Source organism: Mitsuaria sp. RG, assembly GCF_028369275.1.
Taxonomy (GTDB): Bacteria; Pseudomonadota; Gammaproteobacteria; order Pseudomonadales; family Pseudomonadaceae; genus Aquipseudomonas; species Aquipseudomonas peradeniyensis.
Map to the genome: position 1 here is coordinate 102211 of NZ_JAQMYQ010000003.1, position 12367 is coordinate 114577.

The following is a 12367-nucleotide window of genomic DNA, read 5'->3' on the forward strand; positions in this document are numbered from 1 at the left end:
CCTTGTGCCGCGAAAGGCCCGCAAAGCGGGCCCGGCGATAGATGCAGCGAAGCTGAAATCCTGGGGGCGCTTCGCACCCCTTTCGCGGCACAAGGCCGCTCCTACAAATAACGAGGGGTTGTCAGGCCACAGGTCGGCTATGTGGGAACAACAAATCGACAAAGCGCTCGGCCGTAGGCTGCGGTTCATGATTGGCCAATCCCGCACGCTCGTTGGCCTCGATGATCACGTAGTCCGGATGTTCGGCATCGCGGACCATCAAATCCAGGCCCACCACCGGGATCTCCAGGGCGCGGGCGGCGCGCACGGCGGCATCGGCCAGTACCGGGTGCAGGCGCGCGGTGACATCCTCCAGGGTGCCGCCGGTGTGCAGGTTGGCGGTGCGGCGCACGGCCAGGCGTTGCCCGGCGGGCAGGATGTCGTCGTAGCCCAGCCCCGCGTCCTTGAGCGTGCGCTCGGTCTCTTCGTCCAGTGGAATGCGGCTCTCGCCGCCGGTGGCCACCTGGCGGCGCCGGCTCTGGGCTTCGATCAGCGCACGGAGGCTGTGCTTGCCGTCGCCGATCACCTGGGCCGGATGGCGGATTGCAGCCGCCACCACCTCGTAGCCGATCACCACGATGCGCAGGTCGACGCCTGCATGGAAACTCTCCAGCAGCACGCGGCTGTCGAAGACGCGGGCCTGTTCCACGGCATGGCTCAGCGCTTCAAGCGTGGTGATATTGACCGCCACCCCCTGGCCCTGCTCTCCATCCACCGGCTTGACCACCACCGTGTCGTGCTCGTCGAGGAATGCCTGGTTGTCATCGGCATTGCCCGCCAGTTGCTGCGCCGGTACCTGCAGACCCGCGTTGTACAGGGCTTGGCGGGTCAGACGCTTGTCCTGGCAGAGGGTCATGGTCACGGCGCTGGTCAGGTCGCTCAACGATTCCCGACAGCGGATGCGCCGTCCGCCCAGGGTCAGGGTGAACAGCCCTACACCCGCGTCCTCCACCTGCACCTCGATGCCCCGGCGCAGCGCCTCGTCGACAATGATCCGTGCATAGGGGTTGAGCCCGGCCTCGGGACCGGGGCCGAGGAACAGCGGCTGGTTGATGCCGTTCTTGCGCTTGATGGCGAAGGTCGGCAGGGTGCGCAAACCAAGCTTCTTGTACAGCCGCTTGGCCTGGCGGTTGTCGTGCAGCACCGACAGGTCGAGGCAGGCCAGGCCGCGGCTCATGAAGTGCTCGATCAGGTGGCGCACCAGCACTTCGCCGACGCCAGGGCGGGTACAGTGCGGGTCCACCGCCAGGCACCAAAGGCTACAGCCGTGCTCGGGGTCGTCGAAGGCCTTGCTGTGGTCCAGGCCCATGACGCTGCCGATCACCGCGTGGCTGTCTTCGTCCTCGGCCAGCCAGTACACCGGCCCGCCGAGGTGGCGTGGGGTGAGCAGTTCGGGGTCGACCGGCAGCATGCCGCGGGCCTGGTACAGCGCATTGATCGCCTGCCAGTCCGCCGGTCCTTGCGCCCGCCGAATGCGAAAGCCGCGAAACACGCGCCGCGCCGGCCGGTAGTCGGTGAACCACAGGCGCAGGGTATCCGACGGGTCAAGGAACAGCTGTTGCGGCGCCTGGGCCAGTACCTGCTGCGGGGCGGCGACGTACAGGGCGATGTCGCGCTCGCCGGCCTGCTCTTGCAGCAGCGCTTCGGCCAGGCTGAGCGGATCGGGGTAGGTATGCCCGATCAGCAGCCGCCCCCAGCCGCAATGCACGGCTCGCGGCTGGTCGTGGGGGTCGCTGCCGTCGCCGGCCAGGCGTGCCTGCAAGCGCTCGTAGGACGGCGCCTGGCCGCGCAGCAGGCGCTGGCCATAGGCGATCTCGTGGGCTTTCATCGGTCAGATTCCTTGTTCGCTGAGCCACAGGTTCAGGGCCGCCAACTGCCACAGCTTGGAGCCGCGCAGCGGGGTTAGCTGGCCGTGGGGGTTGCTCAGCAGGCGGTCGAGCATGGCCGGGTCGAACAGCCCGCGATCCTGGCTGGGGTCGGTCAGCAGCTCGCGCACCCAGTCCAGGGTGGCGCCTTGCAGGTGCTTGAGGCCGGGAACCGGGAAGTAGCCCTTCTTGCGGTCGATCACCTCATGGGGGATGACCCGGCGCGCCGCCTGCTTGAGCACCTGCTTGCCGCCGTCGGGCAGCTTGAAGCGTGCCGGAATGCGCGCCGACAGCTCCACCAGGCGGTAGTCGAGGAACGGCGTGCGCGCCTCCAGGCCCCAGGCCATGGTCATGTTGTCCACCCGCTTGACCGGGTCGTCCACCAACATCACCGTGCTGTCCAGGCGCAGGGCCTTGTCCACCGCGTCCGGCGCGCCGGGGCGGGCGAAGTGTTCGCGGACGAAGTCGCCGGCCGCGTCGTTGTCCAGGCGCCACGGCGCCTGCACGGTGGCGCGGTATTCGGCGTGGCTGCGGTCGAAGAACGCCTCGCGATAGGCGCCAAAGGCATCCTCGGCACCGTCCACCTGCGGGTACCAGTGGTAGCCGGCGAACAGCTCGTCGGCGCCCTGGCCGCTCTGCACGCCCTTGCAGTGCTTGGCCACTTCCCGCGAGAGCAGGTAGAAGGCGATGCAGTCGTGGCTGACCATCGGCTCGCTCATGGCACGGAAGGCCGCCGGCAACTGCTCGATGATCTCGTGCTCGGCAATGCGCAGCTTGTGGTGGCGGGTGTGGTAGTGCCTGGCGATCAGGTCGGAGTACTGGAACTCGTCGCCGCGCTCGCCGCCAGCGTCCTCGAAACCGATGGAGAAGGTCGACAGGTCGTCCACCCCGGCCTCGCGCAGCAGGCCGACCAGCAGGCTGGAGTCGACGCCGCCGGAGAGCAGCACGCCGACGTCCACCGCGGCGCGCTGGCGGATCGCCACGGCGTCGCGGGTGGCGTCGAGCACGCGGCTGGTCCAGCCCTCCAGGTCGAGCTCGCGCTCGTCCGGGTTCGGGCCGTAGTGCAGTTGCCACCAGGTCTGGCGTTCGACCTCGCCATGGCGGTCGATGCGCATCCAGGTGCCGGGCTCGAGCTTCTGCACATTGGCCAGCAGGGTGCGTGGCGCCGGTACCACGGCGTGGAAGTTCAGGTAGTGGTTCAGTGCCACCGGGTCGATCACCGGGTCGATATCGCCGCCCTTGAGCAGTGCCGGCAGGGTCGAGGCGAAGCGCAGGCGCTCGCCGTTGCGCGACAGGTACAGAGGCTTGACGCCCAGACGGTCGCGGGCCAGGAACAGGCGCTGGTTGTCGCGCTCCCAGATGGCCAGGGCGAACATGCCGTTGAGCTTGGGCAGCAGCGCCGCGCCCCAGGCGTGGTAGCCCTTGAGCAGCACTTCGGTGTCGCCGTCGGACCAGAAGCTGTAGCCCAGGGCCTGCAGTTCCTCGCGCAGTTCGGGGAAGTTGTAGATGGCGCCGTTGAAGGCCAGGGCCAGGCCCAGGGTGCTGTCGACCATGGGCTGGGCCGAGCCGTCGGACAGGTCCATGATCTTCAGGCGCCGATGGCCGAGGGCAATCGCGCCCTGGCTATGGAAGCCCCAGGCGTCGGGGCCGCGGGGCGCCAGGTGGTGGGTGATGCGCTCCACCGCGGCGAGGTCCGCCGGGCGTGGGGCTTGGTCGATGGGGGTGAAACGTAACTCTCCTGCTAATCCGCACATAAGTCCTTACCGGTTTTGCCGTTGGGGAGGTGTGCCGCGAAGGTGGGCACTTAGGTAGGGACCGGGGTAGCTTGTGAGAGTTTTAGATCAATCTGTTATATGTGGTTGTCGGGGACTGGGACCGCTGTGCGGTCCTTTCGCGGCACGAGGCCGCTCCTACAGGAGATCGCGGTCGCCTGTGTAGGAGCGGCCTTGCCGAGGCGTCGGACCGGCCGGAAAGGGGCGCAAAGCGCCCCCGGCGATCTGGCTATTTACCGCGAATCAACCGGCGCAACGCGAACCTGTTCGGGTGGCAGGCCTCGGCCACGGCTCGGGGCACCGGCAATGGTTCACCACTGACCCACGCCGCAATCAGCTCCCCGGACAGCGGTGCAGTAATCAATCCCCGCGACCCATGCCCACTGTTCACATACAGCCCCTCCAGCCACTGACAGGCCACATCGGGCACCTGTCGCGCATCCTTGGCCAACATGGCGTAGGCCTGGTTGAACGCCTCGACATCGGCCAGCGGCCCGATGATGGGCAGGTAGTCCGGGCTGGTGCAACGGAACGCTGCCCGACCCTGTAGTTGCGCCGGATCCAGCTCGGCGGTGCGCAGGCGGGTGGCCAGGTCTGCGGAAATATCATCCAGTAGCGCCAGGTTGCCCTGGTGCTCGGCCACGGTCGGCGCCAGGTCCTCGCTGTGGAAGTCGAAGCTGGCGCCCAGGGTGTGCTCATCGCCGCGAGGTGGCGCGACGTAGCCGTCGGCGCAGACCACCGTGCGTAGTTCCTGGCTGGCCACGGTGGCCGGCAGGCGGGTGATCTGCCCGCGAATGCGCTTGAGCGGCAACCCGGCGCAAGCCGGGAAGTCACGGACATCGGCAGCCCCGGCCAGCACCACCAGCGGCGCACTGGCCAGCAGGCGCTCGCCGTCCCAGGCCTGCCACAGACCGTCGGCCTTGCGCAGCGCGATGACGTTGGCATGGCCGAGCAGGCGGATGCGCGGATGGTCCAGCTGCGCCTGGCACAGCGCCGGCGGGTGCACCCAGCCACCCTCGGGGTAGAACAGGCCGCCGCTGGCCAGCGCCACGCCTGCCACGGCTTCGGCCTGTTCGCGGTCGAGCTGGCGCAGCAGGCTGTTGTCGAAGGCGGTCGCCAGCTTGGCCTGGCGTTCGCCTTCCTTGTTGTCGAAGGCCAGTTGCAGCACACCGCAGGCATCCCAGTCCTGGCCACGTTGCAGGTGCTCGAGCCAGCGACGGGTGTAACCGAAGCCGGAAAGGATCATCTGCGACAGGGCGGTGCCATGGGCGGACAGTTTGAGATACAGCACGCCCTGGGGATTGCCCGAGGCCTCCTGGGCCGGCCCGTCGTGACGCTCCAGCACGCTGACCTGCCAACCCCGGGCCGCCAGGCTGCGCGCCGTGGCGCTGCCCGCCAGGCCGGCACCGATCACCAGCGCCTCGCGTGGCCCCGGCAAGGGCGCCGGGCGTGCGTACCAGGGCGCCGCGGGGGCGGCTGGCGCGCCGCTGTAGACGCCATGCATCACCTCCCACTTCTTGCCGATACCGGGCACCTTCTTCATGGTGAAGCCGGCCTCGATCAGCGAGCGGCGGACCCAGCCGGTGGTGGTGAAGGTGCCGAGGGTGGTGCCGGGGTGCGACAGCCGCGCCAACTGGGCGAACAGCTCCGGCGTCCACATGTCGGGGTTCTTCGCCGGGGCGAAGCCGTCGAGAAACCAGGCGTCGATGCGCGCGTCCAGTTGCGGCAGTTGCGCCAGCGCATCGCCGATCATCAGCGTGAGGGTGACGCGGCCGTCATCGAGGCTCAGTTGCTGGAAACCCGGATGGATCGCCACGTACTGATCGAGCAGGGGCCGGGTGAAGGCCGCCAGCGCCGGCCACAGTTGCATGGCGCGCTCCAGGTCGTCGCGGCTCAGGGGGTACTTTTCCACGCTGACGAAGTGCAGGCGCGCCTCGGCGTGGCCCAGCTCGGCGAACAGCTGCCAGGCGCAGAAGAAATTCATGCCGGTGCCAAAGCCCGTTTCCCCGATCACCAGGCAGTCCCGCGGCGCCAGCTCGGCGAAGCGCTGGCGCAGGTGGTTCTGCTCGATGAACACGTGCAGGGTTTCGTCGATGCCTTCGTTGACGGCGAAATAGACATCGTCGTATTGCCGGGAGTGGGGGCGGCCCTGGTCGTCCCAGTCGATCTGGGCGTGCAGGGGGAGGGTGGTGTCGGACATGGTCGGCTCGGTTGCAGCGGATGACGGATTTTAAGCGATCCGAGCGGCGAGTGCCGGTCTTATCGCAAGGCGCGACAGGATCGATACGGATGGCGCAAATCCGCTAATCTTGCTTATCCATTGAAGGAGCCCTCCATGTTCGAATCCGCCGAAATCGGTCACAGCATCGACAAGGACACCTACGAAGCAGAAGTCCCCGCCCTGCGCGAGGCGCTGCTCGAAGCCCAGTACGAACTCAAGCAGCAGGCGCGCTTCCCGGTGATCGTGCTGATCAACGGCATCGAGGGCGCCGGCAAGGGCGAGACGGTCAAGCTGCTCAACGAGTGGATGGACCCGCGACTGATCGAAGTGCGCACCTTCGACCAGCAGACCGACGAGGAACTGGCCCGGCCACCGGCCTGGCGCTACTGGCGGGCGTTGCCGCCGAAAGGGCGGATGGGCGTGTTTTTCGGCAACTGGTACAGCCAGATGCTCGAAGGCCGCGTGCACGGCCAGTTCAAGGATGCCGTGCTCGACCAGGCCATCGCCGGCGCCGAGCGCCTGGAGCAGATGCTCTGCGACGAAGGCGCGCTGATCATCAAGTTCTGGTTCCACCTGTCCAAGAAGCAGATGAAGGCGCGACTCAAGGCGCTCAAGGAAGATCCGCTGCACAACTGGCGCATCAGCCCGCTGGACTGGCAGCAGTCGGAAACCTACGACCGTTTCGTGCGTTTCGGCGAGCGTGTGCTGCGCCGCACCAGCCGCGACTACGCGCCCTGGCATGTGATCGAGGGCGTCGACCCGCACTACCGCAGCCTGGCAGTCGGGCGCATCCTGCTGGAGGGCCTGCAGGCCGCCCTGGCCAACAACCCCAAGGGCAAGCATCAGGGTAACGTCACGCCGCTGGGGCGCAGCATCGACCAGAAGAGCCTGCTCGGCGCCCTGGACATGACCCTGCGCCTGGACAAGCACGACTACCAGGAACAGCTGGTCACCGAACAGGCGCGCCTGGCCGGTCTGCTGCGCGACAAGCGCATGCGCCGCCACGCCCTGGTGGCGGTGTTCGAAGGCAACGACGCGGCCGGCAAGGGCGGGGCGATCCGCCGCGTGGCGGCGGCGCTGGATCCGCGCCAGTACCGCATTGTGCCAATCGCCGCGCCCACCGAGGAAGAGCGTGCCCAGCCATACCTGTGGCGGTTCTGGCGACACATTCCGGCGCGGGGCAAGTTCACCATCTTCGACCGCTCCTGGTATGGCCGGGTGCTGGTGGAGCGGGTCGAGGGCTTCTGCAGCCCGGCGGACTGGATGCGCGCCTATGGCGAGATCAATGACTTCGAGGAGCAGTTGAGCAACGCCGGGGTGGTGGTGGTCAAGTTCTGGCTGGCCATCGACCAGCAGACCCAGCTGGAGCGCTTCGAGGAGCGTGAGCAGATCCCGTTCAAGCGCTACAAGATCACCGAGGAGGACTGGCGCAACCGCGACAAGTGGGACGTCTATTCCGAGGCGGTGGGCGACATGGTCGACCGCACCAGCACCGAGATCGCGCCGTGGACCCTGGTGGAGGCCAACGACAAGCGCTGGGCGCGGGTGAAGGTACTGCGCACGATCAACCAGGCGCTGGAGGCGGCGTTCGCCAAGAGGTAGGAGCGGCCTTGCCGAGGCGTCGGACCGGCCGGAAAGGGCCGCAGGCGGCCCCAGGATCGGCGTTTACCCATGGATTGCCGGGGCCGCTACGCGCCCCATTCGCGGCACAAGGCCGCTCCTACAGTGACGGTGTCAGCCCGGCTGGGGTAATCAGACATGCATCCAGGGAATGACCTGATGAAATCTTTTCCCGCCACACGTCCCCCGCCAAGCCCGTAGACTGCACCTTCCCCCACCAAGGCCCGACTCGAGGACACCATGCACATTTCTTCCGGACGCTGGGTCCAGGGCCTTCTGCTGGCGCTGTTGACTGCCTTTCTCTGGGGCATCCTGCCGATCAAGCTCAAGCAAGTGCTGCAGGTGATGGACCCGGTAACCGTCACCTGGTACCGCCTGAGCGTTTCCGGCGGCCTGTTGTTCGCCTGGCTGGCGGCCAATCGGCGGCTGCCGTCGTTCAGTCGTCTTGGAATGAAGGGCAAGGGCCTGGTGGCCGTCGCGGTGGCCGGCCTGGTCGGCAACTATGTGCTGTACCTGGTCGGCCTCAACCTGCTCAGCCCCGGCACCGCGCAACTGGTCGTGCAGCTGGGGCCGGTGCTGTTGCTGGTGGCCAGCGTGTTCGTGTTCAAGGAGCGTTTCAGCCTGGGGCAGGGCCTGGGCCTGCTGGTGCTGCTGGCGGGATTCGGGCTGTTCTTCAACCAGCGCCTGGAAGAGCTGCTCACATCACTTGGCACCTACACCACCGGCGTGCTGACCATTATCCTGGCGACCAGCATCTGGGTGTTCTATGCCTTGAGCCAGAAGCAACTGCTGACGGTGTGGAACTCGCAGCAGGTGATGATGGTGATCTACCTGTGCTGCGCACTGCTGCTCACGCCCTGGGTGCATCCGCTGGAGGTGTTGCAGCTCAGCCCGTTGCAGGGCTGGTTGCTGCTGGCCTGCTGCCTGAACACGCTGGTGGCCTATGGCGCGTTCGCCGAGGCGCTGGCACATTGGGAGGCCTCGCGGGTCAGCGCGACCCTGGCACTGACGCCGCTGGTGACGTTCGTCGCGGTGGCGCTGGCGGCCTGGCTGTGGCCGGATTACGTGCATGCCGAGCAGATCAATGGCCTGGGCTATGTCGGGGCAGTGACGGTGGTGCTGGGGTCGGCATTGGTGGCGTTGGGGCCGTCGCTGATCGCGGGGTGGAGAGCGAAGAGCCAGGCTCAATAACCCTCGCGGTACCTGTAGGAGCGGCCTTGTGCCGCGAAAGGGCTGCGCAGCAGCCCCGGCGATCTTTGTATTAAATGCCGAATCCTGGGGCTGCTGCGCAGCCCTTTCGCGGCACAAGGCCGCTCCTACAGGTGATGAGTCAGCCTTTCCCGCCAGGCGCCAGCATATTCTCCGGCCTTACCCACTGGTCGAACTGCTCATTGGTCAGGTACTTCAGCTCCAGCGCCGCCTCGCGCAAGGTCTTGCCCTCGCTGTAAGCCTTCTTGGCGATTTCCGCCGCCTTGTCGTAACCGATATGCGGATTCAGCGCCGTCACCAGCATCAGCCCGCGCTCCAGGTGCGCGGCCATCTGTCCGGCATCCGGCTCGATACCGGCCACACAGTGCTGCTGGAAGTTGCGACAGCCATCGGCCAGCAGCTCGATCGACTGCAGCAGGTTGTGGATGATCACCGGCTTGAACACGTTCAGCTGCAGATGGCCCTGGCTTGCGGCAAAGCCGATCGCCGCGTCGTTGCCCAGCACCTGGCAGGCCAGCATCGACAGCGCCTCGCACTGGGTCGGGTTGACCTTGCCGGGCATGATCGAGCTGCCCGGCTCGTTGGCCGGCAGGCGCACCTCGGCAAGCCCCGCGCGCGGGCCGGAGCCCAGCAGGCGCAGGTCGTTGGCGATCTTCATCAGGGCCACGGCCAGGGTCTTCAGCGCGCCGGCCAGGCTGGTCAGCGGCTCGTGTCCGGCGAGGGCGGCGAATTTGTTCGGCGCGGTGACGAACGGCAGGCCGGACAGCGCCGCCAGCTCCGCGGCTATGGCTTCGGCGAAACCGTGCGGGGCGTTGAGGCCGGTACCCACGGCGGTGCCGCCCTGGGCCAGCTCGCAGACCGCCGGCAGCGTCGCGCGGATGGCGCGCTGGGCGTAGTCGAGCTGGGCGACGAAGGCCGAGACCTCCTGGCCGAAGGTGATCGGCGTCGCGTCCATCATGTGCGTGCGCCCGGTCTTGACCAGGTGCGTGTGGCGCGCCGACAGTTCGGCCAGCCCCCCCGACAGCTCGGTGATCGCCGGCAGCAGTCGTTCATGCACGGCCTGGACGGCGGCGATGTGCATGGCGGTGGGGAAGCAGTCGTTGGAGCTCTGTGAGCGGTTGACGTGATCGTTGGGGTGCACCGGCAGCTTGCCGCCGCGACCCTTGCCGGCCAGTTCGTTGGCGCGTCCGGCGATCACCTCGTTGACGTTCATGTTGCTCTGGGTGCCGCTGCCGGTCTGCCACACCACCAGCGGGAACTGCTCGTCGTGGTCGCCGGCAAGCACTTCGTCGGCGGCCTGCTCGATCAGCCGGGCGATGTCGGCGGGCAGGTCGCCGTTGCGGTCGTTGACCCGGGCAGCGGCTTTCTTGACCAGCGCCAGGGCGTGCAGCACCGCCAGCGGCATGCGCTCCTTGCCGATGGCGAAGTTGATCAGCGAACGCTGGGTCTGCGCACCCCAGTAGGCGTCCTCTGGAACTTCGACCGGGCCCAGGCTGTCTGTCTCGATACGGCTCATGCTGCGCTCACTCCTTTGTAGTCAGAAATCGCAGTTTAGGCCCTGATTCGACACAGCGGTTCAGTCGCTCGTCGTGCCACTTGAGCACTTCGCCATCACGGCGCAGAATGCTCTACCCTGAGGTACTCGCCTCCCTTTCTTGAAGGAAATGCAATGACCCGTCTTCGTGTCCTCTTTGCCGCCGTTGCCCTGGCCTGCGCCAGCGGCCAGGTACTCGCCGCCACCGCGAGCCACAATGCCGCCGCCGAGAAATTCCTGACCCTGGCCAATGCCGACAAGCTGGGCACCCCGGTGTACATGCAGGTCCAGCAGATGTTCGCCCAGCGTTTCGAACAGACCAAGGCGCCGGCTGCCAAGAAAACCGTGCTCGACAGCTATCAGGCCAAGGCCAACGCCGCCCTGGACAACGCCATCGGCTGGAAGAAGCTCAAGCCGAAGATGGTCGACCTGTACACCGCGACCTTCACCGAGGCCGAGCTGAACGACCTGGTCAAGTTCTACGAGTCGCCGCTGGGCAAGAAAGTCCTGCGCGAGATGCCCAAGGTCACCCAGCAGTCGGCCCAGCTGACCCAGCAGAGCCTGGAACCGGCGGTGCCGGTGGTCAACAAGCTGCTCGACGACATGACCAAGGAACTCGACCCGAGCGCCGGCAAGGCAGCCGCTCCGGCGAAGAAGTGAGCCTGACGCGATGAACATGCAGCAACGCATCGAACAGCAGCTGGCGCCGCTGGGCACCGACCACCTCGAAGTGCGCAACGAAAGCCACATGCACAGCCGTGGCCAGGAAACGCACTACAAGGCGGTGCTGGTCAGCGAGCAGTTCGCCGGGCTGAATAGCGTCAAGCGCCACCAGAAGGTCTACGCCACCATGGGTGAGCTGATGGGCGAGATCCACGCCCTGGCGATCCACACCTACACGCCCGAGGAATGGGCGGCAGTCGGCGCGGCGCCAGCCTCGCCGGTGTGCGCCGGCGGCGGGCACTGAATCCTTTCCGTCGTTCTGGTACAATCTCGCAAAATCCGGGGGCTGCTTTGCAGCCCTTTCGCGGCACAAGGCCGCTCCTACAGGAGTATGCAGTTCCCTGTAGGAGCGGCCTTGTGCCGCGAAAGGGGCGCAAAGCGCCCCCATGCTTTTTATGTCAAACCCGGTCCGCCCCTTACGAGGGCAACCACCAGGAGTTTCAGATTCATGACCCAACCGATCGTCGTGGCGGCGCTGTACAAGTTCGTCACCCTGGAAGACTACGTCGAACTGCGCGAGCCGCTGCTCAAGGCCATGGCCGACAACGGCGTCAAAGGCACCCTGCTGCTGGCTAACGAAGGCATCAACGGCACGGTCTCGGCCACCCGTGAAGGCATCGACGCGCTGCTGGCCTGGCTGCGCAGCGACCCACGCCTGGTGGATGTCGACCACAAAGAGTCGTATTGCGACGAGCAGCCGTTCTACCGTACCAAGGTCAAGCTCAAGAAAGAGATCGTCACCCTCGGCGTGCCGGGCGTGGACCCGAACAAGGCGGTCGGCACCTACGTCGATCCGAAAGACTGGAACGCCTTGATCAGCGACCCGGAAGTGCTGCTGATCGACACCCGCAACGACTACGAAGTGGCCATCGGCACCTTCAAGGGCGCCATCGACCCGAAGACCGAGACCTTCCGCGAGTTTCCCGACTACATCAAGGCCAACTTCGACCCGAGCAAGCACAAGAAGGTCGCCATGTTCTGCACCGGTGGCATCCGCTGCGAGAAGGCCTCCAGCTACATGCTCGGTGAGGGCTATGAAGCCGTCTATCATCTTAAGGGCGGCATCCTGAAATACTTCGAGGAAGTAGCCCAGGAAGAAAGCCTCTGGGACGGCGACTGCTTCGTCTTCGACAACCGGGTCACCGTGCGTCACGACCTGAGCGAGGGCGAGTACGACCAGTGCCATGCCTGCCGCCACCCGATCGACGTGAAGGACCGGGAGTCGGAACACTATTCGCCAGGCGTGAGCTGCCCGCATTGCTGGGACAGCCTGAGCGAGAAGACCCGGCGCAGCGCCATCGACCGCCAGAAGCAGATCGAACTGGCCAAGGCGCGCAACCAGCCACACCCGATCGGCTACAACTACAAAGCCGAGGCCTGATGC

At 66.6% G+C, this 12367-nt stretch carries 9 protein-coding genes; 5 read left to right on the plus strand and 4 right to left on the minus strand.

Annotation, left to right across the window (positions count from 1 at the left end; translation table 11 throughout):
• Positions 1-121: 121 nt before the first annotated feature.
• The 3 genes from ngg to mnmC all read right to left on the minus strand — a co-directional run bounded on the left by ngg (position 122) and on the right by mnmC (position 5876).
• Positions 122-1867, minus strand: a complete 1746-nt coding sequence (gene ngg, locus POF53_RS02990; RefSeq protein WP_203647643.1) for an N-acetylglutaminylglutamine synthetase — start codon at positions 1865-1867, stop codon at positions 122-124.
• A 3-nt stretch (positions 1868-1870) separates the two neighbouring features.
• Positions 1871-3658, minus strand: a complete 1788-nt coding sequence (locus POF53_RS02995) for an N-acetylglutaminylglutamine amidotransferase (protein ID WP_203647642.1) — start codon at positions 3656-3658, stop codon at positions 1871-1873.
• A gap of 247 nt (positions 3659-3905) precedes the next feature.
• Complete coding sequence (mnmC, locus tag POF53_RS03000; RefSeq protein WP_498966305.1) at positions 3906-5876, minus strand: bifunctional tRNA (5-methylaminomethyl-2-thiouridine)(34)-methyltransferase MnmC2/FAD-dependent 5-carboxymethylaminomethyl-2-thiouridine(34) oxidoreductase MnmC1; 1971 nt, start codon at positions 5874-5876, stop codon at positions 3906-3908.
• A 135-nt stretch (positions 5877-6011) separates the two neighbouring features.
• Between mnmC and pap the strand changes: the two genes are divergently transcribed.
• Together pap and POF53_RS03010 are read left to right on the plus strand one after the other, a co-directional pair.
• Positions 6012-7499 carry a polyphosphate:AMP phosphotransferase gene (gene pap, locus POF53_RS03005; RefSeq protein WP_203647640.1) on the plus strand — a complete coding sequence of 496 codons (1488 nt, stop codon included), beginning with the start codon at positions 6012-6014 and terminating at the stop codon, positions 7497-7499.
• Positions 7500-7757: 258 nt separating this feature from the next.
• Positions 7758-8708 carry a DMT family transporter gene (locus POF53_RS03010; protein WP_498966307.1) on the plus strand — a complete coding sequence of 317 codons (951 nt, stop codon included), beginning with the start codon at positions 7758-7760 and terminating at the stop codon, positions 8706-8708.
• Between the two features lie 139 nt (positions 8709-8847).
• On the opposite strand, the gene POF53_RS03015 is transcribed toward POF53_RS03010, so the two are convergent.
• Positions 8848-10242 carry a class II fumarate hydratase gene (locus POF53_RS03015; protein WP_232856440.1) on the minus strand — a complete coding sequence of 465 codons (1395 nt, stop codon included), beginning with the start codon at positions 10240-10242 and terminating at the stop codon, positions 8848-8850.
• Positions 10243-10395: 153 nt separating this feature from the next.
• On the opposite strand from POF53_RS03015, the gene POF53_RS03020 reads away from it, so the two are divergent.
• From POF53_RS03020 to trhO, 3 genes are all read left to right on the plus strand, one after another.
• Positions 10396-10920 (plus strand): DUF2059 domain-containing protein, encoded by a 525-nt coding sequence (locus POF53_RS03020; protein WP_050704598.1) that lies wholly within the window; start codon positions 10396-10398, stop codon positions 10918-10920.
• Positions 10921-10930: 10 nt separating this feature from the next.
• The gene (locus tag POF53_RS03025) at positions 10931-11227 is read left to right on the plus strand and encodes a BolA family protein (protein WP_203647638.1); all 297 of its coding nucleotides are present in this window, start codon (positions 10931-10933) and stop codon (positions 11225-11227) included.
• A gap of 204 nt (positions 11228-11431) precedes the next feature.
• Positions 11432-12364, plus strand: coding sequence for an oxygen-dependent tRNA uridine(34) hydroxylase TrhO (gene trhO / locus POF53_RS03030; RefSeq protein ID WP_110736504.1), 933 nt, complete (start codon positions 11432-11434; stop codon positions 12362-12364).
• The last annotated feature ends 3 nt before the right edge of the window (positions 12365-12367 follow it).